The sequence below is a fragment of the Pseudomonas sp. BN606 genome (assembly GCF_029873115.1).
Lineage (GTDB): Bacteria > Pseudomonadota > Gammaproteobacteria > Pseudomonadales > Pseudomonadaceae > Metapseudomonas.
The window spans coordinates 1-25,873 of the sequence record NZ_SSOF01000023.1; the positions used below are offsets into that span (position 1 = coordinate 1).

Sequence of the window (25,873 nt, forward strand, 5' to 3'; positions counted from 1 at the left end):
GGAGCGACGTTCTCCGGCAGCTGGTGAGCGTAGGCGGCGTTGTCGGCGACCAGCACCTTGGATACGCCAGCAACCTTGGCGGCAGCTTCTGCAGCAGCACCGACACCCTGGCCTGCGACCAGAACGTGGATATCACCACCGATCTTCTGAGCGGCGGTCACGGTGTTGAGGGTGGCGGCGGCCAGCGCGCTGTTGTTGTGTTCAGCGATTACCAGGATTGCCATCTCAGATCACCTTCGCTTCGTTCTTCAGTTTCTCGACCAGTTCAGCCACAGACTTGACCTTGATACCCGCCTGGCGGGCGGCCGGGGCTTCAACCTTCAGGGTCTTCACGGTGGAGGCAGTGGAAACACCCAGGGCATCCGGGGTAACCACGTCCAGCGGCTTCTTCTTGGCTTTCATGATGTTCGGCAGCGACGCGTAGCGCGGCTCGTTCAGGCGCAGGTCGGTGGTGACGATCGCCGGCAGGTTCAGCGCAACGGTCTGCAGACCGCCGTCGATTTCACGGGTGACGTTGACCTTGTCGCCCGCCAGCTCGACCTTGGAAGCGAAGGTGCCCTGGGCGTAGCCAGTCAGGGCGCCGAGCATCTGGCCGGTCTGGTTGTTGTCGCTGTCGATGGCCTGCTTGCCGAGGATGACCAGCTGCGGCTGCTCTTTCTCGACCACGGCCTTCAGCAGCTTGGCGACTGCCAGGGAGTTCAGCTCGTCGGCGGACTCGACCAGGATGGCGCGGTCAGCGCCCAGGGCCAGGGCAGTACGCAGCTGCTCTTGAGCGGTGTTCGGGCCGATGGTGACGACGACGATTTCACTCGCTACGCCTTTTTCTTTCAGACGGACGGCTTCTTCTACGGCAATTTCGCAGAAGGGGTTCATCGACATCTTCACGTTGGCGAGGTCGACGCCGGAGTTGTCCGCCTTGACGCGGACCTTGACGTTGTAGTCGACCACTCGTTTGACAGCTACAAGAACCTTCATGGATTCCTCGTTACTCTCCGGTTAATAAGAATGTCGCCAAGACGAGCCTGGCCAGTGATGCAGGTCGGCCGGAACCGACGTCAGCCCAGACAGCGAGCGCAAAACCGCCCGTATCTTGACCGGATCGCCTATTCGGGTCAATACAGCAAAATGCCCCGTCATAAGGCGCAGAGCCTTATCCTATCAGGGCTTCACAAAATTCAAACAAACGTTTGTATTGGACCAGCCTTAGGTGCTGGATATAATGCGCCGGCTCAGGTCAGGGATCGAGCCTAGCCCTCCAACACAAAATATCGAAGAGCCTTGAGGAGATTGACTGTGGAACGCGAATACATGGAATTCGACGTCGTCATCGTCGGCGCCGGCCCCGCTGGCCTGTCCGCCGCGTGCCGACTGAAGCAGAAGGCCGCGGAAGCTGGTCAAGAGATCAGCGTATGCGTGGTCGAGAAGGGTTCCGAAGTCGGCGCCCACATCCTCTCTGGCGCCGTATTCGAACCGCGAGCCCTGAACGAACTCTTCCCTGACTGGAAAGACCTGGGCGCTCCGCTGAACACCCCGGTAGCCCGGGACGACATCTATATGCTCAAGGATGCCGAGTCCGCGATCAAGGTTCCCGGCCTCTTCGTGCCCAAGACCATGCACAACGAGGGCAACTATATCATTTCCCTGGGCAATCTCTGCCGTTGGCTGGCCCAACAGGCTGAAGGCCTGGGCGTGGAGATCTACCCGGGCTTTGCCGCCCAGGAAGCGTTGATCGACGAGAACGGTGTCGTTCGCGGCATCATCACCGGCGATCTCGGCGTGGACCGCGAAGGGCATCCGAAAGAGGGTTACTACACCCCTGGCATGGAACTGCGCGCGAAGTACACCTTGTTCGCCGAAGGCTGCCGTGGCCACATCGGCAAGCAATTGATCAAGAAGTACAACCTGGACTCCGAAGCCGACGCCCAGCACTACGGTATCGGCATCAAGGAAATCTGGGACATCGACCCGGCCAAGCACCAGCCCGGCCTGGTAGTTCACACCGCTGGCTGGCCGCTGAATGACGAGAACCCGGGCGGTTCCTTCCTCTATCACCTGGAAAACAACCAGGTCGTAGTGGGTCTGATCATCGACCTGTCCTACAGCAACCCCTTCCTCTCGCCGTTCGACGAGTTCCAGCGCTACAAGCATCACCCGGTCATCAAGCAGTACCTGGAAGGCGGCAAGCGCGTTGCCTATGGCGCCCGTGCCATTTGCAAAGGTGGCTTGAACTCGCTGCCGAAGATGGTCTTCCCGGGCGGCGCCCTGATCGGCTGCGACCTCGGCACCCTGAACTTCGCCAAGATCAAGGGCAGCCATACCGCTATGAAATCGGGCATGTTGGCCGCCGAGGCCGTTGCTGCTGCACTGGCCGCCGGCAAGGAAGGTGGTGACGAGCTCACCGGCTACGTCGATAGCTTCAAGTCCAGCTGGCTGTATGACGAGCTGTTCCGCAGCCGTAACTTCGGTGCTGCGATCCACAAGTTCGGCGCACTGGCGGGCGGTGCCTTCAACTACATCGACCAGAACTGGTTCGGCGGCAAGATCCCAGTCACCCTGCGCGACAACAAGCCCGACTACGCCTGCCTGAAGCCGGCCGCAGAGTCCAAGCGCATCGAGTATCCGAAGCCGGACGGCAAAATCAGCTTCGACAAGCTCAGCTCGGTATTCCTCTCCAACACCAACCACGAAGAGGAACAACCCTGCCACCTTAAGCTGGCCGACGCGAGCATCCCGATCGCCAAGAACCTTCCGCTGTACGACGAACCGGCGCAGCGCTACTGCCCGGCCGGCGTGTACGAAGTCGTGACTCAGGACGACGGCGCCAAGCGCTTCCAGATCAACGCCCAGAACTGCGTCCACTGCAAAACCTGCGATATCAAGGACCCGGCCCAGAACATCACCTGGGTTGCACCGGAAGGTACCGGCGGCCCGAACTACCCCAACATGTAAGCAGGCACGAAAAAGGCTCCTTAGGGAGCCTTTTTCATTTCCGTCTTCCGCCTAATCCGGCAATGGCCCGATGGAGAAGAATTCCCCACCACTCCAGACGCCCAGCCAAGTGATGCCATCGATCTCGCGCGGCTCAGCCAGATCCACCAACTCGTAGAAGACGTTGCGATGGATCAGCGCTTCCAGGTTTGTCCGTACAAGGACATAGGGAGACGGTTCTTGGGTTTGCGGGTCGAGCTCGACGCGTAGCGGATGGACAGCACCGGCTACTACCTCGTCGTCAACGTTGGTGACGAAGCGCAGCTTTTGCTCTTGCCCCGCCCCCTCTACCCTCAACTCGACCGCAACAAAAGGTGCGTCATCGACCTTAATGCCAACCTTCTCTACCGGAGTGACCAGGAAGTAGCCCTCGCCATCCCTGCGGATCACGCTGGAGAACAGCTTTACCATAGGCTTGCGTCCGATGGGCGTGCCCAGGTAGTACCAGGTGCCATCGCGAGCGATGCGCATGTCGATATCACCGCAAAACGGCGGGTTCCACAGATGAACGGGCGCACCGCCCGGTTTGTCGCCCAGGGGTATCTGCGCCAGCAAGTCACCGGCTTTGCCGGGATCGTTCATTTCAAACTCCTCAACGACTGAGACCGATCAGGCTGCGAGCATACTCCTCCAGCGGTGCCCCGATCAGGTCTTCGGGTTTCTCGTCGTAAAACGTCAGAAAACCGCCACGATTGCGGATTCGGGCAGTATCCACCAGATAGCGTGTATTGGTCTCGATCAGCATCAGTTGGATCACGCCTCGGTCGCGGCCGAGCCGATCCAGCGCTTCCTCGTCTTCCCACTCTTCGACGGTACCGATGCGATCGTCGGCTCTGGCGAATCGCGCGTACAGCAAATAATGCGCCCCTACGGCACGCGCCTGGCCCATAGCCTCTTCCAGACCGGCAGGGCCTTTGGCACGACGCACCATGGGGAAATACTCGACGAAACCGTTGAAGGCCTCTTCAGCGACCACATTGGGTCGCGGATAGGCGGAACCGGGAGGGACGAAGTAGCCCTGGGCGATGTAGATGAAGGAGTCCGCCTGCAGGCGCCAGGGACTGGCGCGACGGGTTTCGCTGTGGTCCAGAAATCCGGCATCACTCAACTGTTCGCGGGTGCCTTCCGCCATGTCACTGACCTTCATGCAGCCCGCCAGGCCGAGAATCGCCAGCAACAGAATCATGCTACGCATCGTGTGTCCTCCAGGTGCCGGCGACGTAAAACCGACAGATGGAGAACCAATGCAGCTTCCGCGCCATCAACCGCCAATGATCTTCATCACCGTGACGCCACCAGAGAACGCAAGGTCCTGCTTGTCGGCCAGCGCCTTGACCAGCAACCGCTGCAAAGCAGGCAGCGCTTCGTGACGAGGCTTCTCCAGCAGATCGCCGACGTAATGACGATTGCTCGACGACAGGCAGCCGTGCAGCCAACCAGTAGAGGACAGACGCAGACGCGAGCAAGTCCGGCAGAAGGGTACGCTCTCGTTGGCGATCACACCGAAATGGCCCTCGCCCGGCACCCGATAACGCAGGGCAGTGGCATCCAACGGCGCGCTGGCCTGAACGAACTCGTGGGAAGTTCGGATCAATGCCAGCAGCTCTTCCAGGCCGACGAACTGCTGATGGAAACCGTTGGGGTCGCGGGCCAGGTGGCCCATGCGCATCAGCTCGATGAATCGAAGCTCGAAGCCCCGCTCCAGGCAATAGTCCAGCAGCGGCAATACCTGATCAAGGTTCTTGCCACGCAGGGGGACCATGTTGATCTTGATCTTCAGACCCGCCGCCTTCGCCTCGTCGAGCCCACGGAGAACTGTGGTCAGGTCGCCGCCACGGGCGATTTCACGAAACGCGCCAGCGTCGAGGGTATCGAGGGAGATGTTCAGACGGCGTATCCCGCAATCGAGCAGCAGGGGTAGCTTGCGGGACAACAGTTGGCCGTTGCTGGTCAGGCTTATGTCTTCAAGACCGAGTTTGCTGACTGCGCGGAGGAAAGGATCGAGCTTGGGACTGACAAGCGGCTCGCCGCCTGTGATACGCAGACGCTCGATGCCAGCCGCCTCGATGAGATAAGCCACGCCGCGCACCATAGCCTCGGCCGATAGCTCATCCTGAGCGGCTACCAGCCTCTTGCCGTCCGGCACGCAATAGGTACAGGCGTAATTACAGGCGGCGGTCAGGCTGATTCGCAGATTGCGGAAACGCCTGCCTTGGCGGTCGACGATCATGGGACGCTCCGGCATTTGGTACACCGGAGTATATCCCTGCGGTTGGCCCGGCACATATCCGGGACCGCGTTATAGGCGCTCTGAATGCGTCAGCCGGCGGGCGACTCGCTTTCGCGCTTGCGCTTGTTGCCCATGCGTACGCCGATGTCCATCAGGAACTGGAAAAAGCCTTCCTGATCCTCCAGGACATTGCTCCAGAACGGCGAGTGGTAGAGCGCGACGGCGCCATGCACCAAGGCCCAAGCGGCGCAATAGTGGAAGTACGGCGGTACGTCTTCCAGTTTACCTTCGGCGATGCGGCCCTTGATCAGAAGAGTCAGGCGCTCGAAGTTGGACGCGCGGATCTTGTGCAACTGCTCGACCATCTCCGGCACCTGGCTGTTCTTCACCACCTTTTCTTCAAGGCGGTCGAACAAGCGATAGCGCTGAGGGTCGCGCATGCGGAACTCGAAGTAGGCGCGCGACAGCGCTTCCTTGTCGCGATCCACGTCTGCCGAATGGAACAACGCATTCAGGTCTCGCTCGTAGTCGAGCATCAAGCGCAGATAGATTTCTGCCTTGGACTTGAAGTGCTTGTAGATGGTGCCTTTGCCGATACCCACTGCGTCAGCGATCATCTCGACGGTAACGCTGTCTTCGCCCTCTTCCAGGAAGAGCTTGAGGGCGGTGTCGAGAATTTCCTGCTCGCGGCGGCGGAACTCACGGACTTTACGGGGTTCTTTCTGCATAAAGGGACTGTGGGGTCAAAAATCAAGCCGCGTATTATGCCTATCTGGCGTAAAAATGCACGGATCATCCGACTATGAGCTTATTGCAAGATGAGTTTGCCCACGCCGATGGGCTCCGCTATCTCAACCATGCTGCGGTTGCGCCCTGGCCCAAACGCGCGACTCGTGCGGTCCAGAGCTTTGCCGAAGAGAACTGGCGACTCGGTGCAAGGGATTATCCGGACTGGCTCACCGTGGAGCGTCGCCTCCGAGAACGCCTGGTCAGACTATTGAACTCACCGACCACGGCTGATCTTGCACTGGTCAAGAATACATCGGAAGCGCTGTCTTTCGTTGCCTTTGGTCTGGACTGGGCAGCGGGTGATCAGGTCGTCATCAGTGATCAGGAGTTCCCTTCCAACCGCGTCGTCTGGGAAGCCCTGAAACGCTACGGCGTGGAAACCGTCCAGGTGTCGCTGGAAGGAGCCGATCCAGAAGGCGCGCTGCTCGCCGCATGCGGCCCGCGCACCAGGCTGCTCTCGATAAGCGCCGTGCAATACGCCAGCGGACTCCGCCTGAATCTGCACCGACTCGGCCATGAATGCCGCCGGCATGGCGTACTTTTCTGCGTCGACGCCATCCAGCAGTTGGGTGCCCTGCCCTTCGACGTCCAGGCCATTGATTGCGCCTTCGCCATGGCCGACGGTCACAAGTGGATGCTCGGACCTGAAGGACTCGGGGTTTTCTATTGCCGTAGCGATCTACGTGAACAACTGAAGCTCCATGAGTACGGCTGGCACATGCTTGAGCATCCCGGTGACTACGAGCGCGTCGACTGGGAGCCGTCCCGCACCGCGCGACGTTTCGAGTGTGGTAGTCCCAACATGCTCGGCGCGATGGCGCTGGAAGCGAGTCTGTCGTTGCTGGAAGAGTTAGGCATGGAGCAGGTTGCTGTGGCGATTGCCGAGCGCGTGCAATGGTTGCAGGACGGATTGGCGAATATCCCCGGCACGCAGCTGTTGAGCCCACTGAACCCAATGCGCCGCGCAGGCATCCTCAGTTTCCGCCTGGACGGCTGGGACAACCAGAGGCTGTTCGAACGGCTCCGCGCCGAGCAGGTGGTCTGCGCCCAGCGTGGAGGTGGAATCCGTTTCTCGCCGCACTTTTACACCGAACCTCGTGTAATAGACGAGACGCTTGCGCTCTTACGCCAGATGGCAGACGCATGAGGACTCAGCCGGTCCCGGTGTATTCCAAATAGGTTTAAGAAACGCCACCGTGCTGTCTGGACGCATGGGGATATTGACCGATACTTCTCTTACTGGCGTGCGGCATCTCCCCCCAAGTGCCCAGCCAGTCGAGGAACCGTGGATCGCGTTCCTTTGTTTTACTCCTAATGGTCTTGACCCGGATTCATCCCCCAGAACCCGGGTTTTTTTTGTGCGCGACTTTTTCCGACCGTCTTCCAGAAGCCTTTCAACCACGCCGTGCGAGAGGGAACAGACGCAGATAGTTTTCGCTGGTCTGCTCTGCGAATGTTTCGAATGGAACCCCGCGCAAGTCAGCCAGAAACTCCGCCACCTCACGCACGTATTCCGGCAGATTGGGCTTGCCACGGTATGGCACGGGCGCGAGATAAGGCGAATCAGTTTCCACCAGCAAGCGATCCGCCGGGACCTGAAGCGCAACTTCTCGCAACGCGCTGGCATTGCGGAAGGTGACGATACCGGACAGAGAAATGTAGAAGCCGAGATCCAGTGCGGCACGCGCCATGTCCCAATCTTCGGTAAAGCAATGCAACACGCCAGCCTGCGGCAGCGCTGCCTCACGCAATAGCGCAAGGGTATCGGCGCGAGCTTCGCGAGTGTGCACAATCACTGGTTTGCCGGTGACTTTCGCGGCCTCCAGATGCAGACGGAAAGCTTGCTGCTGAAGCTCGGCGGCGTCGGGTTCGTAGTGATAATCCAGGCCTGTCTCGCCGATAGCCACGACCCGCGGGTGCTCCAGCTCGCCCAGCAACCACTCCAGCGCCGGGGAGTCGCCGGGCTGCAAATCAAGAGGGTGAACACCAACCGAGCAATGCACGTCATCGTAGCGCTCGGCCACGGACTTCACGGCGGCGGCGTTGTCGGCACTCACCCCGATGCAGAGGAACTGAGAGACACCACGGGCACGGGCGGCGTCGAGAGCGGCGTCAAGGGATCCACCGTGAGCGCCCAGATCGAGGCGGTCCAGATGGCAATGGGAGTCGATCAGCATGGTCAGGCTCCAGGCGCAGGCGCCAAGCTTCAAGCCTGTCGCTTTCAGCCCGGGCCCGGCGGCCGGTTACATCGTATGGGTGGGACGGTCGGACTTGAGGGCGCCAGCGAGATAGGTCTCGATCTTGTTGCGCGCGCCACTGTCGCCATCATTGAACTGGACGCCAATGCCCGCTGCGCGGTTGCCCTGGGCGCCCTTGGGAGTGATCCAGACCACTTTGCCAGCGACTGGAATCTTCTCCTGCTCATCCATCAGGTTGAGCAGCATGAATACTTCATCGCCGAGCTTGTAGGTCTTGTTGGTCGGAATGAACAGGCCACCGTTCTTGATGAATGGCATGTAGGCGGCATACAGCACGGACTTGTCCTTGATGGTCAAGGACAGAATCCCGTTACGCGGGCCCAGGTTCGGCGGCAGGCTCATACGGTTTTCCTGACAAGCTGGTTCAGCCACCGATTCTAGCCCGGCCCGGGTAGGCTTGCCCACTGGACCAGAAGAGCTTCGAGAAGCAAGACACGGTTGAGGTTGGCCTTGTTGAGGACTTTCTGACGTTGTTGCAGCAGCCAGTCCTGCATCGCCAAGACCTTCTGTTGTGGGGCCTTGTCCGCCAGGTACTGAACCACCTTGCGCATATCGTTGAGCCCAAGCCCCGCTTCGTCACGAGTGAGCTGGTAGCGCAGCATCAGTTGCGCCCAATCGCAAAACCAGTCGAACAACAGCGGTAAAGGCACAGCGTTCCAGCCTTCTGCCAATTGGCTGGCACCCACCTGGTGCTTGAGCAGCTTCTTCACCCCATCCACAACTTCGGCACGCTGGGAACGTACACCTTGCCCTTCCAGACGTAGCGCCGAAAGCGGAGAGCCACCGGCAAGCACCAGCAGCTCCCTCAATTCCTCCGGTGGCGCATCAGGCAATGCCGAATCCAGCCAAGCCAGGCTCTGCGCCTCACTGGGCAATGGGCAGGCCTGCTGTACGCATCGGCTCTTGATGGTCGGCAGCAATCGGCTGGGCTGGTGGCTGATCAACAGTAGAACGGTATCGCCGGAGGGTTCCTCCAGGCTTTTGAGCAGTGCATTGGAGGCGTTGAGGTTCATCGACTCGGCCGGCTCCACCAGCACCACCTTGCGCCCACCTAGCTGCGCGGTCTGGACAACGAATCCCACCAGCTCGCGAACCTGGTCAACGCGGATCGCCTTGTCCGCTTCCTCCGGTTCGAGTACGAACGCGTCAGGATGTGTACTGGCCGCCAGCAGCATGCAAGCCTTGCATTGGCCGCATGCGTCGAGCCCGGCAGGGCTCTGGCACAGGAGGCGCGCCATCAGGCGCTCGGCTAGGGCGCGCTTGCCAATACCGGATGGTCCATGCAGCAGATAGGCGTGGGCATGACGCGGACGGCCTGCCAACTGCTGCCAGATCGCTGTTTGCCAGGGATAGGCGTCAGCCATTGCAGCGCACCAGCAAATCGGGAAGCAACTTATCGAGGTTGGCCTGGACTTCCGCCAGCGTCAGCGACGCGTCGACTACCTTGTACCGCTCCGCAGCGGCCTTAGCGCGCTGCAGGTAGGTTTGCCGAACGGCTTCGAAGAAGCTGCGCTGTTCTTGCTCGAAACGATCCAGGCGGCCACGGGCGGCAGCCCTGCTCAAGCCGATTTCCACCGGCAGGTCGAAAACCAGAGTCAGGTCCGGACGCAGGTCACCCTGGACGAAGTTTTCCAGCAAGGCGATACGCTCACTGGACAGGCCACGACCACCGCCCTGATAGGCATAGGTAGCATCGGTGAAACGGTCGCAGAGCACCACCGCACCACGCGCCAGAGCCGGCTTGATCACACCTTCCAGATGCTGGGCACGAGCCGCGAACACCAGCAGCAGTTCGGTGTCGACGCCCATGGCTTCTTCGCTGGGGGTCAGCAAGAGTTCGCGGATACGCTCAGCAAGCGGCGTACCACCTGGCTCACGAGTCAGTACGACCTCAACGCCATGGCTGCGCAGGCGCTCTGCAAGATACTCGCGATTGGTGCTTTTTCCGGCGCCTTCCGGGCCTTCCAATGTGATGAACAGACCGCTCACTGGGTGTCCTTATTCATTGCGGGGTCGGGCTGGAGCGGTAGTCGCTGCGGCGCTTCATTTGGAAGTCACGCACGGCCTGGTTGTGCTCGCCCAGGGTCTCGGAGAATACATGGCTACCATCGCCTCGGGCGACGAAATAGAGGCTCTTTCCTGCCGCGGGATGCAGCGCGGCATGAATGGCTTCACGCCCGGCGAGAGCAATGGGGGTTGGCGGCAGACCGCTGATGACATAGGTGTTGTAAGGCGTCGCCTCGCGCAGGTGGTCGCGGGTCAGGTTGCCGTTGTAGCGCTCGCCCAGGCCATAGATGACAGTCGGGTCGGTCTGCAGCAGCATGCCGCTGTTCAGGCGGCGCACGAACACGCCGGCAATCTGCCCGCGCTCAGTGGGAACGCCGGTTTCCTTCTCCACCAGGGACGCCATGATCAGCGCCTGGTAGGGGTCGTTATAGGGCAATCGGTCCGCCCGCTTGCTCCACTCCTCGGCGAGCACCTGGTCGAGACGATCCCGCGCCTGTTTCAGCAGGTCGATGTCGCGCGTGCCGCGCACGTAACGATAGGTATCAGGGAAAAAGCGGCCTTCCGGGTACTCGCCGGGGCGCCCGAGTCGAGCCATAACTTCAGCGTCACTGACATCGACCAGCGTTTGCTCCAGCTTGGCCTGTTTGGCCAAGGCCGCACGGACCTGACGGAAGTTCCAGCCTTCCACCAGCGTCAGGCTGTACTGCACCACATCACCTTGTTGCCACAGTGCCAGCAGGTCGGCGGCGCGCATTCCCGGCGTCAGTCGATACTCGCCACTGTGCAGGGACTCGTTGGCTAGATTGAAGCGCCAGTATTGGCGTAGCCAGAACGCATTGTTAAGAACCCCTTCCGCTTCCAGCCGGTTGAGCAGGCCACCGGGCGTGGCTCCAGTTGGTACTTCCAGCATCCGCTCGGCGGAGATGTTCAGGGGTTGCTCGAGGGTGACGCGCTGCTGCCAGCCGGCAAAGGCTACCAGCAGACCAGCAAGGAGCAGGCCTGCTTCCAGCATCAGCAGGAATTTGCGTATCACGTATCAGATATCCAGTAGATCGCGGGCGATGGCCTGAAGTTTACGGGTCAGCGGCCCGACCGGCCAGTGATGCGCTGTTACAGAACGCACCGGCCAGATACCGAAAAGGCTGTTGCAGAGGAAAACCTCATCCGCTTGGAGAAACTCGTCGTAGTCAACATCCCGCACTTCGGCCTGGAGGCCTTCGGCCTTGGCGCTGTCCAGTAGTGCAGCTCGCATGACACCCGCGACCCCACAACGAGAGAGATCAGCGGTGACGAGCGCGCCTTTACGCACCATGAAAAGGTTACTGAACACACCTTCGATCACACGACCAGACAGGTCGCGCATCAAGCCTTCGGCGTGCTGAGCATCCTGCCACTCGGCACGGGCCAAGACCTGCTCCAGCCGGTTGAGGTGCTTGAGGCCAGCCAGCAGAGGCTGCTCGGCAAGACGAGTGGCGCAGGGAAAGAGCCGGACCCCCTGCTCCGCATTGCCCGCAGGGTAAGCCGGAAAGGCAGCACTCTGCAGAATCCGCCGGGGCAAGGCTACAGGCGGCGGAGCATAGCCACGCAAACCCTCGCCACGAGTGACTATCAGTTTGGCGACGCCTTCGCCCAACCCGGCCGAGAAGGTCATCAACTCCGTGCGCATCAACTGCAGGTCAAGAGGAATACGCAGGCGTCGGCAGCCGTCAGCGAGCCGCGCCATGTGGTACTCGAGAAGCGGAGGGCGACCGCCACGCACGGCGATGGTCTCGAAAAGCCCATCGCCGTAGGCCAGACCGCGATCCTTGATGGACAGCGATTCGGCTGGGTGGCCGTCAACCCAATTCGGCATCAGCCCGCGAACCGGCGGAACACCAGGGAACCGTTGGTGCCACCAAAGCCGAAGGAGTTGGAGAGAACGACATCGATGGGCATGGACCGCGCTTCGTGTGGCACGAAGTCGAGGTCGCAACCTTCGTCCGGCTCGTCCAGGTTGATAGTCGGCGGCGCCACCTGATCGCGCAAAGCGAGGATACTGAAGATCGCTTCCACGGCACCGGCCGCACCCAGCAAATGGCCAGTCATGGACTTGGTGGAACTGACTGCCAGCTTGTAGGCATGCTCACCGAACACCGACTTGAGCGCCATGGCTTCGGCCACGTCACCGGCCGGAGTCGAGGTACCGTGGGCGTTCACGTACTGCACCTGATCGGCATTCAAGCCAGCATCGCGCAGGGCGTTGCTCATGCAACGTGCAGCACCGGCGCCATCTTCCGGCGGCGAAGTCATGTGATAAGCGTCGCCACTCATCCCGAAGCCGATCAGCTCGGCGTAGATAGTCGCGCCACGGGCCTTCGCATGCTCCAACTCTTCAAGCACTAGCGCACCGGCGCCGTCGGAAAGCACGAAACCGTCGCGCCCTTTGTCCCAGGGACGGCTGGCACGGGTCGGGTCGTCGTTGCGAGTCGACAGCGCGCGAGCTGCGCCGAAACCACCCAGACCCAGGCCACAGGCAGCCATTTCAGAACCACCTGCAACCATCACGTCCGCCTCGCCATAGGCGATGTTACGTGCGGCCATGCCGATGCAGTGGGTGCCAGTCGTACAGGCGGTGGCAATGGCGTAGTTCGGCCCCTGGATACCCAGGTGGATCGACAGGAAACCGGACACCATGTTGATGATCGAACCCGGCACGAAGAACGGCGAGATACGGCGCGGTCCTTGCTCATGCAGGGATTTGCAGTTGTTCTCGATGTTCGTCAGGCCGCCAATCCCGGAGCCCATGGCCACGCCAATACGCTCACGATTGGCATCGGTAACTTCGAGACCGGAGTCACGCACGGCCTGGAAGCTCGCGGCAAGACCGTACTGGATGAACAGGTCGAGCTTGCGCGCCTCTTTGGCCGACAGGTACTCCTCGACATTGAACCCCTTGACCGAACCACCGAAGCGAGTGGAATAGGCGGACAGATCCATATGTTCGATAAGGCCAATGCCACTGCGGCCAGCCAGAATTCCCTGCCAGGTGCTCGATACATCGGTACCCAGCGGCGACAGCATGCCAAGGCCAGTGACCACGACGCGTCTACGCGACACAGCGATCTCCTTCTTCAATCTCTACACGGCGGTTGATTCGGATAAACAGACTGTTGAAAAGCCCGGCAAGTAACGCGCAAACCGCAGATTTTCAACAATCGGCTTAAAGAAAAGCCGCACGCCCAATCGGGTCGTGCGGCTTTTCCGCGTCGGGGAACCGACGACTACATTACTGCGCGTGGGCGTTGATGTAGTCGATGGCTTCCTGAACGGTGGTGATCTTCTCGGCTTGCTCGTCCGGGATCTCGGTCTCGAATTCCTCTTCCAGAGCCATCACCAGCTCAACGGTGTCAAGGGAATCGGCGCCCAGGTCTTCAACGAAGGAAGCGCTGTTGGTGACTTCGTCTTCTTTGACGCCCAGTTGCTCGGCGACGATTTTCTTGACGCGTTCTTCGATGGTGCTCATACCTTGTTTTCACTCCTATGGAAAAATCCGTGCAGCTGGGGCTGCAGTGTATAGAAAGGGTTTTCCGCATTTCAAGCAGAACGCCTGAACCCCTTCAGGATCGCCGCAACGAAATGTCTATAACCCGACTGCACTTATATAGCGAATTCTAGACAGCCCATATGACATCTTCCTGAAGGGATTCGTCACATTCAGCTCATGTACATACCGCCATTGACCGGAACGGTAGCACCGGTGACATAGGCAGCGCCGTCGGAAGCGAGGAATCCCACCACCTTGGCGATCTCTTCGGCCTGGCCCAGGCGACCCAACGGGATCTGGGTCAGCAGCGCATCGCGCTGGGCTTCCGGCAACTCACGGGTCATGTCCGTGTCGATGAAACCAGGAGCTACCGCATTGACGGTGATCGCACGGGAACCGACTTCACGCGCCAGGGCGCGACTGAAACCTTCCAGGCCAGCCTTGGCGGCTGCGTAGTTGGTCTGGCCGGCATTGCCCATGGCGCCTACCACCGAGCCAATGTTGATGATGCGCCCCCAGCGAGCCTTGGTCATGCCACGCAGGACGGCCTTGGACAGGCGATACAGGCTGTTGAGGTTGGTGTTGATGACGTCGAACCACTCGTCGTCTTTCATACGCAGCATCAGGTTGTCACGGGTGATGCCGGCGTTGTTCACCAGGATCAGCGGCTGCCCCAGGTGCTGCTGGATGTGCTCCAGGGTACTGGCGACCGACTCATCATTGCTGACGTCCAGAACCAGACCGGCACCTTCGATTCCGTTGTCCTTGAGGAATTCGGCGATACGCTCGGCACCGGAAGAGGAAGTCGCAGTGCCGATCACCACGGCGCCCTGACGGCCCAGTTCGAGGGCGATAGCCTGGCCAATGCCGCGGCTCGCACCGGTGACCAATGCCACCTTACCTTGCAGACTCATAGGTCTTCTCCTTGTTCAGGCCAGCGCAGCACGGGCGGCTGCGAAAGCATCAGGGGTATCCAGATTGTGGGTGTTGACACCCTTCACACAGCGCTTGTTCAGGCCTGACAGCACTTTGCCCGGACCGCATTCGATCAGATCGGTAACGCCGCGCTCGGACAGGCTGACCATCGACTCGACCCAACGAACCGGGCTGTAGAGCTGGGCCAACAGGTCACGCTTGAGTTCGCCGAGATCAGCCACCACGGCGGCACTGACGTTCTGCACCAGCGGAATTTGCGGAGCCTGCCAGGCCAGCGCGTCGACGGACTCGGCAAAGCGCTCGGCAGCCGGCTTCATCAGTGCGCAATGAGAAGGCACGCTAACCGGCAGAGCCATGGCGCGCTTGGCTCCACGAGCCTTGCAGGCCTCGATGGCGCGCTCGACAGCGGCAGCGGCACCGGCGATCACCACCTGGCCGGGCGCATTGAAGTTCACTGCACTGACCACTTCGCCCTGGGCAGCTTCCACACATGCGGCCAGCACGTCGGCATCTTCCAGACCCAGGATGGCGGCCATGCCGCCCTGCCCTGCCGGAACGGCCTGCTGCATCAGCTGACCACGACGCTCCACAAGTTTCACCGCATCGGCGAAGCCCAGGCTGCCGGCAGCCACGAGCGCGGAGTATTCACCGAGGCTGTGGCCGGCGACGTACGCTGGGCGCGCACCACCCTCAGACAGCCACAGACGCCATAGGGCGATGGACGCAGTGAGAATGGCCGGCTGAGTCTTGTCGGTCTGGTTGAGCTGCTCTTCCGGACCTTGCTGGGTCAACGCCCAGAGGTCATAACCGAGCGCCTCGGAGGCTTCGGCGAAGGTATCCAGGACCAGCTTCTGCTGGCCCCCCTGCTCGGCCAGCATGCCCAGAGACTGGGAGCCCTGACCGGGAAATACGAAAGCGAGGGATGCGGACATTGATTGAGGTCCCTTATCTGGCGGTATAGGGAGATTGACGCCTGGCATAGCCAAGCGCACGAAACTGACATTTGGATGACAGGCTGCCGGTAGCGGTCACATCCTACAGCAACAGATGTTCCAGTCGGCCGTGGAGGCGCTGCGGCAGATTCTCACGGACCTCGATCATCGCGCGACGAATGGCGCTCTGAAAGCCTTCCGAGCCAGCCGAACCGTGACTCTTGATAACGATACCCTGCAGCCCCAGGAAGCTTGCTCCATTATGGCGCGCAGGGGTCAAATCGGTACGAAGGCGACGCAGCAATGGCAGGGCCAGCGCGCCCACCATGCGCGAACCGAGGCTCTCGCTGAACAATGCTTCCATCCGAGTGGAAATCATCGAGGCCAAACCCTCGCTGGACTTGAGCAGAATGTTGCCGACGAAGCCGTCACAAACCACCACGTCAGCTTCACCACGATAGAGACCATCGCCCTCGATGTATCCGATGTAGTTGAGGCCTTCGGCTTGCTGCAGCAGGTTCGCCGCCAGCTTCACTTGCTGGTTGCCCTTGATGTCCTCGGTGCCGACATTCAGTAGCGCGACACGCGGACGAGGAGTACCGAGGGCCTCAGCTGCAACCGCACCCATCACGGCGAATTGATAGAGATGCTCGGCGCTGCAGTCGACATTGGCACCCAGGTCGAGCAGATGGCAGTGGCCCCGCGCCGTAGGAATGGCGCTAACCATGGCCGGCCGATCGATTCCAGGCAAAGTCTTCAGCACGTAGCGCGACAACGCCATCAGAGCACCGGTATTGCCTGCACTGACGCAGGCCTGAGCCCGACCATTGCGCACAAGATCGAGGGCCACACGCATCGAAGAGTCAGGCTTGCCGCGCAAGGCTTGTGCAGGGCGCTCATCCATGGCGATCACTTCACTGGCATGCTCGATTTGCAGGCGCAGGCGATCGGCCGCAGGAATGCGGGCAACGAGCTCTTGTAGAAGGGGGGCTTGGCCGACGAGAACCAAGTGAAGCGAGGGGAATTCAGCCAGACAGGCGACGCTGGCTGGAACAATGCAGCGGGGACCGTAGTCCCCGCCCATTGCATCAATCGCGATGATCGAGGCGGCCAAGGATTACTCGGCAGCGCCCTTGTCGATCACTTTGCGACCACGGTAGAAACCGTCCGGGGAAACGTGGTGGCGCAGGTGAACTTCACCAGTGCTCTTCTCTACGGACAGGGCGTTGGCTTCGAGGGCGTCGTGGGAACGACGCATGTCGCGTGCCGAGCGGGATTTTTTGTTCTGCTGAACAGCCATAATCAATTAACTCCTAAACGTTTGGGTCACGCTTTAACTGCGCCAGTACGCTGAACGGGTTGGACCGCGGAACCTCGTCCTTGCTCGGCTCGGGCTCGTTGGCGCCCGCCGGCTGCTGGCAATCTTCAGGGTCATGGGCCGGAACTATGGGCAGGGCGAGCAACAGCTCATCCTCGACCAGAGTCATCAGATCCAATGGATCCTCACCCACTTCCAGCACGTCATAGCCCTTCGGCAGCGACTGACTGTCCGCCCCCTCCCTCACCACGGCGTAATCACACTCGCTATGGATGTTCAGGGTGACCAGCTCTAGACAACGCTGGCAAACCATCTTGACCTCGACGTCAATCCGGCTATGGATAACGACAGCGCGACGCTCTTCACGAGCGAACGCGAGGCTCGCATGGATGCTGCCCGCGTTGTCCGCTAGGGGATCGCAGAGTCGCTCCAGACTGGCGAGCGCAATGTCACCCTCAAGAGTGACTTCGCGGTCCGCAAGCTTTCGCGGATCTACATGAGGTGGAATCGGCCCATTCAACATAGGCGCGACATTCTAGGGACGAGCCCCTGCCCTGTCAAAAGAAATTCCGCATTGTCCACGTGCGACGGGACTCTATAGAATTTCCCGCCTCTACGACCGGAGATCGCCATGCTGCCCCTGGTGCTTGCATCCAGCTCACCTTATAGACGCGAACTACTCGAACGCCTGCGCCTGCCTTTTACCTGGGGCGCACCCGCCATCGACGAAAGCCGCAAGACCGACGAATCCGCCGAACAGCTCGTACGCCGACTGGCACTTGAAAAGACCAAGGCTCTTGCCAGCCAGAACCCCAACCATCTGATCATCGGCTCCGACCAGGTCGCAGTGCTAGGCGACCAGATACTCGGCAAGCCTCACAATTTTGAACGCGCTCGCGACCAACTGCTGGCAGCCAGCGGCACCAGCGTCAGCTTCCTGACCGGCCTGGCCCTGATGAACAGCGCTACCGGCCACTTCCACGTGGACTGCGTGCCCTTCACCGTGCATTTCCGCGAGCTGGACGCCGCACGCATCGGCCGCTACCTGGAAGCCGAACAACCCTATGACTGCGCCGGCAGCTTCAAGGCAGAAGGACTTGGCGTCAGCCTGTTCCGTGCGACTGAAGGCCCGGACGCCACCAGCCTCGTCGGACTGCCTCTGATTCGACTCGTGGACATGCTGCTCGCCGAAGGCGTACAGATTCCCTGACTCCCATATAGAAGGAAGAAAGCCCGGCTTCTGGCCGGACTTTCCTTTGGGGCGCTATAAGCTTCAACGCAAGCTCGGCCCCTGGAACCCCATCCAAAGTGCCAGTCGCTCGGCGACACTAGCACCGAACTTTTTCGAGAAGCGATCGAAAGGCGACTCCTGCACGGTGTAGTCAACAACCTCCTTCGCCCCAATCACCTCGCGCGCCACGAAACTGGTATTGCCGAGCTTATCCACCAGCCCAAGCGCCAGCGCCTGCTCGCCCGACCAAACCAATCCACTGAAGAGTTCGGGATTGCCATCGACCTTCAGCCGATCACCACGCCCCTTCTTCACGCTTTCGATGAACTGCTGGTGAGTGGTATCCAGCACGCTCTGCCAAAACTGGGTTTCCTCAGGTTTCTGTGGCTGGAACGGATCCAGGAACGCCTTGTGCTCGCCGGACGTATAGACGCGACGCTCAACACCCAGCTTGCCCATGGCGTCGACGAAGCCAAAGCTCGCCGCAGTGACGCCGATGGAGCCAACCAGGCTAGCCTTGTCGGCATAGATTTCGTCCGCCGCACTGGCGATGTAGTAGGCACCGGACGCACCAAGGTCGGTGATCACGGCATACACCCTGATGCCCTTGTGTTCCGCACGCAGCCGACGAATCTCGTCATAGACGTAACCGGATTGCACCGGACTGCCACCCGGACTGTTGATCCGCAGCACGACCCCCTTGGTCTTCGGGTCTTCGAAAGCCGCACGCAGCGCGGTCACGATATTGTCAGCGCTCGCCACCTCTTCATCAGCGATCATTCCACGGACCTCTACCAGCGCCGTGTGCTCCTGGCCGCGCGCAGCGCTCTTCTGCAGATCGAATGCCGGCGAGAACAGCGCAAGGGCAATAAACAGATAAACAAAGGTCAGCGACTTGAAGAAAATGCCCCAACGCCGGGCACGACGCTGCTCCTGGATACCCGCCAGTACAGCCTTCTCCAGCAACTGCCAGCTCTTCTGTTCAGCCTTGTCGGCAGCGGGTTCTTTCCATTCGTCAGACATAAAGCTCCACCTCTCGGAATTGCCGGCTCAGGTCACCTTCCAGCCAGTGACGCAGCTCTTCAAAACGCTCGATCGCCAGCGTGGGCGATTCCTTGAGCAACTCAACAAGCGGCTGGGCACCGTAACCCACCGCCACGGAATCCATCCCGGCCCGATGAGCCATACGCAGATCGAAGGGAGAATCCCCCACCATCACCGCCTGCCCAGCAGCCACCCCACAATGCGCAAGGATTTCATGCAACATGCGCGGATCAGGCTTGCTCGCAGTTTCGTCAGCGCAGCGGGTGATATCGAAGTAATCCAACCAGCCACGCCCGGCCAGCACATGCTCCAAGCCACGACGACTCTTACCGGTAGCCACCGCCAGACGATAGCCCTGCTCACGGAACACCTCCAGCGCCTCCGCCACCCCATCGAACAGAGGTGAAGGCTGGCACTCCAGCACGCTGTAGTGTTCGCTATAACGCTGCCGGAATGCATCTATGCACCGTGGATCATCAAGCTCCGGATAGAGCGTAGCGATCGCTTCCGGCAAACCGAGACCGATGATGCCCTTGATAGCGACATCATCTCGCCACGACAGCCCGGAAACGTCTGCCGCCACGCGCATGGATTCGACAATGCGGGCGATGGAATCAACCAACGTGCCGTCCCAGTCGAAGATCAGCAACTGGTAATCAGACACCTAGACGCTCCAGGGTTTTCTGCCACATCTCATCGACCGGAGCCTCCAGCTTAAGCTCGCCCCCATCAGGGAGGCTTATAGCCAGGGAGTGCGCGTGCAGGAACAGGCGCTTGCCGCCCAGTTCGCGAATTTCACGCGTGAAATCCTCATCGCCGTACTTCGGATCACCGGCGATGGAATGGCCAGCGTGCTTGGCGTGCACTCGAATCTGGTGAGTACGCCCGGTAATCGGACTGGCTTCCACCAGAGTGGCGAACTCCCCGAAACGGCGCACGACGCGAAACTCGGTAAGCGCGTCCTTGCCTTCCGGATTCACCTCGACCATGCGCTCGCCGGAACGCAGATTATTCTTCAGCAACGGCGCACTGACCTTCTTCTTCGAGGTTGGCCAGCTTCCGCGTACCAGCGCCAGGTAACGCTTATCGACACCGTCGCCACGCAATGCCTCGTGAAGGTGGCGGAGCATGCTGCGCTTCTTGGCGATCATCAGAAGTCCGGAGGTATCGCGATCAAGGCGATGCACCAGCTCCAGATCCTTGGTTTCTGGGCGCAACTGACGGAAGGCTTCGATCACGCCGAAGCTGAGACCACTTCCTCCATGCACTGCAATGCCAGCCGGCTTGTTCAGCACGATCAGCGCCTTGTCTTCGTAGACGATCGCACTCTCCAGCCGTTCCAGCAGACTTTGGGCCACTGGGGCCGGCTCATCCGGCTCGGACAGACGCAAAGGCGGAACGCGGACGATGTCGCCCGCCTGGAGCTTGTACTCCGGCTTGATCCGTCCCTTGTTCACGCGGACTTCGCCCTTGCGAAGGATGCGATAAATCAACGTCTTGGGCGCACCCTTCAACTGAGTGCGCAGGAAATTGTCAATGCGTTGGCCGGCATATTCCGGCGCAACCTCAAGCAGCTGGACGCCGGAGGTTGGAGAGGCAGGAGTGTTCATTTGCGCATCATAACAATTTTTTATGGATTTGAAGCACTTAATGATTACTGCTATAGTCGCGAACGCCGCCAAAAGCGGCCTGGTTTCAGGGTGTTCGCCAAAACTGCCACCCTAACCGTTGCAACCTTTTCAGGACGTAAGGCCGTCCGACAGAAAATTCGCTGCAATGACTGCGAATTTTCAGAAATCAAGCCTTGAGCCATGACGCGTGATCACCCCTTTCCTATGGGAGATCACGGTAAATGCAACCCGCTACGGATTCAGCGAGCGGCACCCGATTTTCAAGGGATAAGTGTAGGGTGGAGATGCATAACCGTCGGACTGCGTAGTTTCAAGACGCTTCATTTCGTCCGCTTCCGACCGTTGATTCCTCCTCCTGAACAAGTGCTTCTGTCACGACACAGCAAGCAGGAGACGTAGTCGCGATTCCGGTCCCATTGACTGGAGTTCGCTGGACACTGGAGTGGCCCGCCGCTCCTGACACGCACCTGACACCGACCGCGAGAGTCGTGTGCGCCAATCGCCGTTTCCGGTAGCCCGGAAACCCATTGGTACCACATGAAAAGAATGCTGATTAACGCGACTCAGCCCGAAGAGTTGCGTGTTGCTCTGGTCGACGGCCAACGCCTGTACGACCTGGACATTGAATCGGGTGCCCGCGAGCAGAAGAAGGCCAACATCTACAAAGGCCGAATCACTCGTATCGAGCCCAGCCTTGAAGCCGCTTTCGTCGACTTCGGCGCCGAGCGCCACGGCTTCCTGCCCCTGAAAGAAATTTCCCGCGAGTACTTCAAGAAGTCCCCCGAAGGCCGCATCAACATCAAGGAAGTGCTCAGCGAAGGCCAGGAAGTCATCGTCCAGGTCGAGAAAGAAGAGCGCGGCAACAAGGGCGCAGCCCTGACCACCTTCATCAGCCTTGCTGGGCGTTACCTGGTGCTGATGCCGAACAACCCCCGCGCCGGTGGCATCTCCCGCCGCATCGAAGGCGAAGAGCGCAATGAACTGCGTGAAGCGCTGAACGGCCTCAACGCTCCAGCCGACATGGGCCTGATCGTTCGCACCGCGGGTCTGGGCCGCTCCAGCGAAGAGCTGCAGTGGGACCTGGATTATCTGCTGCAACTCTGGAGCGCCATCAAGGAAGCTTCTGGCGAGCGTGGCGCCCCCTTCCTGATCTATCAGGAAAGCAACGTCATCATCCGCGCTATCCGCGACTACCTGCGCCAGGACATCGGCGAAGTGCTGGTCGACAGCGTCGAAGCCCACGAGGAAGCCCTCAGCTTCATCCGCCAGGTGATGCCGCAGTACCAGAGCAAGATCAAGCTCTATCAGGACAGCGTTCCGCTGTTCAATCGTTTCCAGATCGAAAGCCAGATCGAAACCGCCTTCCAGCGCGAAGTGAAGCTGCCGTCTGGCGGCTCCATCGTCATCGATCCGACCGAGGCCCTGGTGTCCATCGACATCAACTCGGCCCGTGCCACCAAGGGTGGCGACATCGAAGAAACCGCCCTGCAGACCAACCTGGAAGCGGCCGAGGAAATCGCCCGTCAGTTGCGCCTGCGTGACATCGGCGGCCTGATCGTCATCGACTTCATCGACATGACGCCGGCCAAGAACCAGCGCGCCGTGGAAGAGAAGGTCCGCGAGGCCCTGGAAGCCGACCGCGCACGCGTGCAGATCGGTCGCATCTCGCGCTTCGGCCTGCTGGAAATGTCCCGTCAACGTCTGCGTCCGTCCCTGGGCGAGACCAGCGGCATCGTCTGCCCCCGTTGCGACGGCCAAGGCATCATCCGTGACGTCGAATCCCTGTCGTTGGCCATCCTGCGTCTGATCGAGGAAGAGGCTCTCAAGGACCGTACTGCCGAGGTCCGCGCCCAAGTGCCGATTCCGGTTGCCGCCTTCCTGCTCAACGAGAAGCGCAACAGCATCACCAAGATCGAGCTGCGCAGCCGTTCACGCATCGTCATCCTGCCGAACGACCACCTGGAAACCCCGCACTTCGAAGTCCAGCGCCTGCGCGACGACAGTCCGGAAGTGCTGAACAACCAGTCCAGCTACGAAATGACCCCGGCTGAGGTGGAAGAAGCCCAACCGGTCAGCTCCACCCGCACCCTGGTTCGCCAGGAAGCAGCGGTGAAGACCGTTTCCCCCGAGCGCCCCGTACCGGCACCGATTGCAGCCGCTCCGCAAGCCCAGCCGGCACCCACTCCGGAGCCCAGCCTGTTCAAGGGTCTGGTGAAGTCCCTGGTAGGCCTGTTCGCTGGCAAGGAAGAGCCCAAGGTCGAAGCCGAGAAGCCGACCACCGAACGCCAGCCGCGCAGTGAAGAGCGTCGCAACGGCCGTCAGCAGAACCGTCGCCGCGATGGCCGTGAGGGCCGCGAAGGTCGTGAGGGTCGTGAAAGCCGCCGCGAGGAAGACCGCAAGCCACGCGAAGAACGCCAGCCCCGCGAAGCTCGTGAAGGCCAGGAAACCCGTCGCGAGCGCCCTGCCCGCGAAGAGCGCCAGCCGCGTGAAGAACGCCAACCGCGCGAGGAGCGTCAGCCTCGCGAAGAGCGTCAGGCTCGTGAGCCCCGCGAAGAGCGTCAACCGCGTGAAGAGCGCCAGCCTCGCGAAGAGCGCCAGCCTCGTGAGCCCCGCGAGGAGCGTCAGCCGCGCGAAGCCCGTGAGCCGCGTGAACCGCGTGAAGGCCAGGAAGGTCGCCGCGAGCGTGGCGAACGCGCCGAGCGTCCCGCCCGTGAAGAGCGCCAACCGCGTGAAGAACGCCAACCTCGCGAAGAGCGCCAGCCGCGCGCTGAACTGGCCCAGACCGAAGCGGTCGACGAGGAACTGCTGAACAACGAGGAGCTGCTGCAGGACGACGATCAGGAAGGCTCCGATGACGAGCGTCCTCGTCGCCGCTCCCGTGGCCAGCGCCGCCGCAGCAACCGCCGCGAGCGTCAGCGTGAAGCCAACGGCGAAGAGCTGGTGGAAGGTCAGGATGACGGTGAAGTCGTCCAGGCTGCTGCCGTCGTCGCGACCGGTGTAGTTGCCGCTGAATTGGTTTCCGCTGAAGTGGCCGCCGAAGCCGCTACCGATGCACCGGTACAGGTAGAAACACCGGCCGTTGAAGCCGAAGCTACAGAAGCCGTGGTCGCCCAGGTCGAAGAAGCTGCTCCGGTTGTCGAGCAGGCCCCGGTGGTAGAAGAAGCTCCGGCCATCGTCGAAGCGACCACGTTCGAAGCAGCTCCTGCTGAAGCCGTGGTCGAAGCGCCAGCCGTAATCGAAGAAGCTCCGGCAGTTGCAGCGCAGACTGAAGCACCTGCCCCGGCTCCGGCCAGCACTGGCCGTGCGCCCAACGATCCGCGCGAAGTGCGCCGTCGTCAGCGCGAAGCCGAGCGCCTGGCCAAGGAAGCCGAAGAGGCTGCCGCCAAGGTTGTCGAAGCTACTGCTGCTGCCGAACCGGTTTCCGCTGTTGTTCACGCTGTCGCTGGCGTAGAAGAAGAAGTGGTCGCTGCCGAGCAGAAGGTTGAAGACACCGTCGAGCAAGCCGTTGAGGCCCCGGTCGAACAACCTGAGCAGGTCGCGGTAGTGACTGAGGCCGAAGTTCCGGCGCAAGCCGAGACCAAGACCGAAGAAGAGAAGGAAGAAGCCAAGGACGAGACCAAACCGGTCGTCTGAAGCTTTCCTGAATAAAAAAAGGGATGCCATTGGCATCCCTTTTTTTTGGTTCATCGCGCTTTCCCGGGGAAGGCGGCCTTGATTTTCTGGAAGAAGTAGTTGGAGTCCCGGAAGCCATAGGCCATCCGCTTGATCACCTTGATGCGGTTGTTCACGCCTTCGAGGACGCTGGTGTGCAGGGGGAAGCGGGCGCTGGCCAGGATGCCCCGGGCGTATTTGCGCAGATTCCGGGCAAAGCGTTGGAGCGGCGCCAGACCGCTGTCCCGAGCATGCCGTAGCCAACTTCGCCAGCGCCGCCAGCCCTCCCGCACAGTGGGGGCGTACCAGACTTCCTTTAACGCATCCTTGAGCAGGTAGACCGTGGCCAGCGGCTGGTTGGCGTCGAGCAACTCCTGCAACTGCACGGCCTGCCCGTCCTTCAGGTTTTCGCGATTGCGCAGCAACAGCCAGCGGCTCTGCTTGACCACCTTGCGCGCCGGCTTGTCCTCGCGCAGGCGGTTGGCCTGGTCGACGCGGATCCGGTCGATCACCTCGCGGCCGTAGCGCGCCACCACATGAAACAGGTCGTACACCACTTCGGCCTGCGGGCAATGCCGCTGCACCTCCAGGTCGAAGGCGGTGTTCATGTCCATCGCCACCGCTTCGATCCGTTGGCAGTGCTCGCCCAGTAACTCAAAGAATGGGCGGATCGCCTCGCGGCTGTTGCCATGACCGACCCACAGCACCCGCGTGCGCTCGGCATCCATGATCACCGTGGCGTAGCGATGGCCTTTGTGCAGGGCGAACTCGTCCATCACCAGGTGACGCACATCACCCGGCTCGAAGGTGCCGACGGCGGCATCCAGGCGACGTTTGTCGAGCTGCTTGAGCGTGTGCCAATGCAGGCCGGTGAGGCGGCTGACGTGGCTGATCGGCAGCAGTTGCAGCAAAGCCTCGAGCCAGGCCTGCAAGCGCCGCGTCAGGCGTGACGCCGGCGCCAGCCAGGCGATCCGCTCGGTCACCCGCCCACATCGCAGACAATCGACGCGGCGCACTGGCACCTGGAGCAGAACGCGCTGATCCAACAAATCCCGATCGCGCACCCGACGCAGTCGGCGCTCATGGATCAGCGGACAAGCTTGGCCACAGCCCCCACATTCGGGGATGGCGTCGGCTTGAGGCTTGAGTTCGATCAGCAGGGTGTTGTCGGCAGAGGGGCGACAGGCGACGACTTCGTAGCCTGGCCAGAACTGGGCAAGATCAATAGGATGCACGGCGGCAGCAGGGAATGGGGGTTGGTTCGTTTGGCGACTGCCAATTTACCCACTTCCCTGACTGTCAACGCGCTCTTCCCCCAGACTCCGCGAAGAACCT

Annotated in this window: 26 protein-coding genes and 1 pseudogene; 4 read left to right on the top strand and 23 right to left on the bottom strand. The window is 61.0% G+C overall.

Features of this window, described 5'->3' with window-relative positions; all coding sequences use genetic code 11:
• Both E8E75_RS00500 and E8E75_RS00505 read right to left on the bottom strand, forming a co-directional pair.
• Positions 1 to 224 (bottom strand): annotated as a pseudogene (locus tag E8E75_RS00500) (electron transfer flavoprotein subunit alpha/FixB family protein); the annotation flags it as partial.
• Between the two features lies 1 nt (position 225).
• Positions 226 to 975 carry an electron transfer flavoprotein subunit beta/FixA family protein gene (locus E8E75_RS00505; protein ID WP_120650125.1) on the bottom strand — a complete coding sequence of 250 codons (750 nt, stop codon included), beginning with the start codon at positions 973 to 975 and terminating at the stop codon, positions 226 to 228.
• 318 nt (positions 976 to 1,293) lie between these two features.
• On the opposite strand from E8E75_RS00505, the gene E8E75_RS00510 reads away from it, so the two are divergent.
• Entirely contained in the window at positions 1,294 to 2,949 is a 1,656-nt protein-coding gene (locus E8E75_RS00510) for an electron transfer flavoprotein-ubiquinone oxidoreductase (protein ID WP_120650123.1), read from the top strand.
• A 51-nt stretch (positions 2,950 to 3,000) separates the two neighbouring features.
• Here E8E75_RS00510 and E8E75_RS00515 read toward each other — a convergent pair whose 3' ends face one another.
• From E8E75_RS00515 to E8E75_RS00530, 4 genes are all read right to left on the bottom strand, one after another.
• The gene (locus tag E8E75_RS00515) at positions 3,001 to 3,570 is read right to left on the bottom strand and encodes a DUF1285 domain-containing protein (protein WP_153917518.1); all 570 of its coding nucleotides are present in this window, start codon (positions 3,568 to 3,570) and stop codon (positions 3,001 to 3,003) included.
• 10 nt (positions 3,571 to 3,580) lie between these two features.
• Positions 3,581 to 4,183 (bottom strand): DUF4823 domain-containing protein, encoded by a 603-nt coding sequence (locus tag E8E75_RS00520; RefSeq protein WP_120650120.1) that lies wholly within the window; start codon positions 4,181 to 4,183, stop codon positions 3,581 to 3,583.
• A gap of 66 nt (positions 4,184 to 4,249) precedes the next feature.
• Positions 4,250 to 5,218 carry a radical SAM protein gene (locus tag E8E75_RS00525; RefSeq protein WP_120650118.1) on the bottom strand — a complete coding sequence of 323 codons (969 nt, stop codon included), beginning with the start codon at positions 5,216 to 5,218 and terminating at the stop codon, positions 4,250 to 4,252.
• An 89-nt stretch (positions 5,219 to 5,307) separates the two neighbouring features.
• Entirely contained in the window at positions 5,308 to 5,946 is a 639-nt protein-coding gene (locus tag E8E75_RS00530) for a TetR/AcrR family transcriptional regulator (RefSeq protein ID WP_004422328.1), read from the bottom strand.
• 74 nt (positions 5,947 to 6,020) lie between these two features.
• Between E8E75_RS00530 and E8E75_RS00535 the strand changes: the two genes are divergently transcribed.
• Positions 6,021 to 7,154, top strand: coding sequence for an aminotransferase class V-fold PLP-dependent enzyme (locus E8E75_RS00535; protein ID WP_153917520.1), 1,134 nt, complete (start codon positions 6,021 to 6,023; stop codon positions 7,152 to 7,154).
• Between the two features lie 247 nt (positions 7,155 to 7,401).
• Here the strand turns inward: E8E75_RS00535 and E8E75_RS00540 are convergent, their stop codons facing one another.
• From E8E75_RS00540 to E8E75_RS00600, 13 genes are all read right to left on the bottom strand, one after another.
• Positions 7,402 to 8,184: a TatD family hydrolase gene (locus E8E75_RS00540; protein ID WP_153917522.1), complete on the bottom strand. Its 783-nt coding sequence runs from the start codon at positions 8,182 to 8,184 to the stop codon at positions 7,402 to 7,404.
• A 66-nt stretch (positions 8,185 to 8,250) separates the two neighbouring features.
• Positions 8,251 to 8,607, bottom strand: coding sequence for a PilZ domain-containing protein (locus E8E75_RS00545; RefSeq protein WP_028627861.1), 357 nt, complete (start codon positions 8,605 to 8,607; stop codon positions 8,251 to 8,253).
• 35 nt (positions 8,608 to 8,642) lie between these two features.
• Positions 8,643 to 9,629 carry a DNA polymerase III subunit delta' gene (locus E8E75_RS00550; RefSeq protein ID WP_120650113.1) on the bottom strand — a complete coding sequence of 329 codons (987 nt, stop codon included), beginning with the start codon at positions 9,627 to 9,629 and terminating at the stop codon, positions 8,643 to 8,645.
• Positions 9,622 to 10,254: a dTMP kinase gene (gene tmk / locus E8E75_RS00555; protein WP_280357703.1), complete on the bottom strand. Its 633-nt coding sequence runs from the start codon at positions 10,252 to 10,254 to the stop codon at positions 9,622 to 9,624. Before tmk ends, E8E75_RS00550 begins: the two co-directional genes overlap by 8 nt.
• Before the next feature lie 13 nt (positions 10,255 to 10,267).
• Entirely contained in the window at positions 10,268 to 11,305 is a 1,038-nt protein-coding gene (gene mltG, locus E8E75_RS00560) for an endolytic transglycosylase MltG (RefSeq protein WP_174235566.1), read from the bottom strand.
• A 3-nt stretch (positions 11,306 to 11,308) separates the two neighbouring features.
• On the bottom strand, positions 11,309 to 12,124 hold the full coding sequence (gene pabC / locus E8E75_RS00565) for an aminodeoxychorismate lyase (protein WP_120650109.1): 816 nt from the start codon (positions 12,122 to 12,124) through the stop codon (positions 11,309 to 11,311).
• Entirely contained in the window at positions 12,124 to 13,368 is a 1,245-nt protein-coding gene (fabF, locus tag E8E75_RS00570) for a beta-ketoacyl-ACP synthase II (RefSeq protein WP_120650107.1), read from the bottom strand. The genes pabC and fabF overlap by 1 nt, the downstream gene beginning before the upstream one ends.
• A 169-nt stretch (positions 13,369 to 13,537) precedes the next feature.
• The gene (gene acpP, locus E8E75_RS00575) at positions 13,538 to 13,774 is read right to left on the bottom strand and encodes an acyl carrier protein (protein ID WP_016493661.1); all 237 of its coding nucleotides are present in this window, start codon (positions 13,772 to 13,774) and stop codon (positions 13,538 to 13,540) included.
• Positions 13,775 to 13,965: 191 nt separating this feature from the next.
• Positions 13,966 to 14,709, bottom strand: coding sequence for a 3-oxoacyl-ACP reductase FabG (fabG, locus tag E8E75_RS00580; RefSeq protein ID WP_120650106.1), 744 nt, complete (start codon positions 14,707 to 14,709; stop codon positions 13,966 to 13,968).
• A 15-nt stretch (positions 14,710 to 14,724) separates the two neighbouring features.
• Complete coding sequence (fabD, locus tag E8E75_RS00585) at positions 14,725 to 15,663, bottom strand: ACP S-malonyltransferase (protein ID WP_120650105.1); 939 nt, start codon at positions 15,661 to 15,663, stop codon at positions 14,725 to 14,727.
• Positions 15,664 to 15,766: 103 nt separating this feature from the next.
• Positions 15,767 to 16,777 carry a phosphate acyltransferase PlsX gene (gene plsX / locus E8E75_RS00590; protein ID WP_120650104.1) on the bottom strand — a complete coding sequence of 337 codons (1,011 nt, stop codon included), beginning with the start codon at positions 16,775 to 16,777 and terminating at the stop codon, positions 15,767 to 15,769.
• 3 nt (positions 16,778 to 16,780) lie between these two features.
• Positions 16,781 to 16,963, bottom strand: a complete 183-nt coding sequence (rpmF, locus tag E8E75_RS00595) for a 50S ribosomal protein L32 (RefSeq protein ID WP_044870244.1) — start codon at positions 16,961 to 16,963, stop codon at positions 16,781 to 16,783.
• A gap of 13 nt (positions 16,964 to 16,976) precedes the next feature.
• Entirely contained in the window at positions 16,977 to 17,504 is a 528-nt protein-coding gene (locus tag E8E75_RS00600; protein WP_120650103.1) for a YceD family protein, read from the bottom strand.
• Between the two features lie 108 nt (positions 17,505 to 17,612).
• Between E8E75_RS00600 and E8E75_RS00605 the strand changes: the two genes are divergently transcribed.
• Positions 17,613 to 18,191, top strand: a complete 579-nt coding sequence (locus E8E75_RS00605) for a nucleoside triphosphate pyrophosphatase (protein ID WP_120650102.1) — start codon at positions 17,613 to 17,615, stop codon at positions 18,189 to 18,191.
• 63 nt (positions 18,192 to 18,254) lie between these two features.
• On the opposite strand, the gene sppA is transcribed toward E8E75_RS00605, so the two are convergent.
• From sppA to rluC, 3 genes are read right to left on the bottom strand one after another with little or no spacing between them, the layout of a single operon-like run.
• Positions 18,255 to 19,235, bottom strand: a complete 981-nt coding sequence (gene sppA, locus E8E75_RS00610; RefSeq protein ID WP_153917527.1) for a signal peptide peptidase SppA — start codon at positions 19,233 to 19,235, stop codon at positions 18,255 to 18,257.
• Positions 19,228 to 19,920 (bottom strand): HAD-IA family hydrolase, encoded by a 693-nt coding sequence (locus E8E75_RS00615; RefSeq protein WP_120650100.1) that lies wholly within the window; start codon positions 19,918 to 19,920, stop codon positions 19,228 to 19,230. The genes sppA and E8E75_RS00615 overlap by 8 nt, the downstream gene beginning before the upstream one ends.
• Positions 19,913 to 20,866, bottom strand: coding sequence for a 23S rRNA pseudouridine(955/2504/2580) synthase RluC (rluC, locus tag E8E75_RS00620; protein WP_120650099.1), 954 nt, complete (start codon positions 20,864 to 20,866; stop codon positions 19,913 to 19,915). The genes E8E75_RS00615 and rluC overlap by 8 nt, the downstream gene beginning before the upstream one ends.
• A gap of 558 nt (positions 20,867 to 21,424) precedes the next feature.
• Between rluC and rne the strand changes: the two genes are divergently transcribed.
• A complete protein-coding gene (gene rne, locus E8E75_RS00625; RefSeq protein WP_218569232.1) occupies positions 21,425 to 24,520 on the top strand; it encodes a ribonuclease E in 3,096 nt (1,031 codons plus the stop codon).
• A gap of 50 nt (positions 24,521 to 24,570) precedes the next feature.
• Here the strand turns inward: rne and E8E75_RS00630 are convergent, their stop codons facing one another.
• Positions 24,571 to 25,773: an ISL3 family transposase gene (locus E8E75_RS00630; RefSeq protein ID WP_280357710.1), complete on the bottom strand. Its 1,203-nt coding sequence runs from the start codon at positions 25,771 to 25,773 to the stop codon at positions 24,571 to 24,573.
• Positions 25,774 to 25,873: the final 100 nt, after the last annotated feature.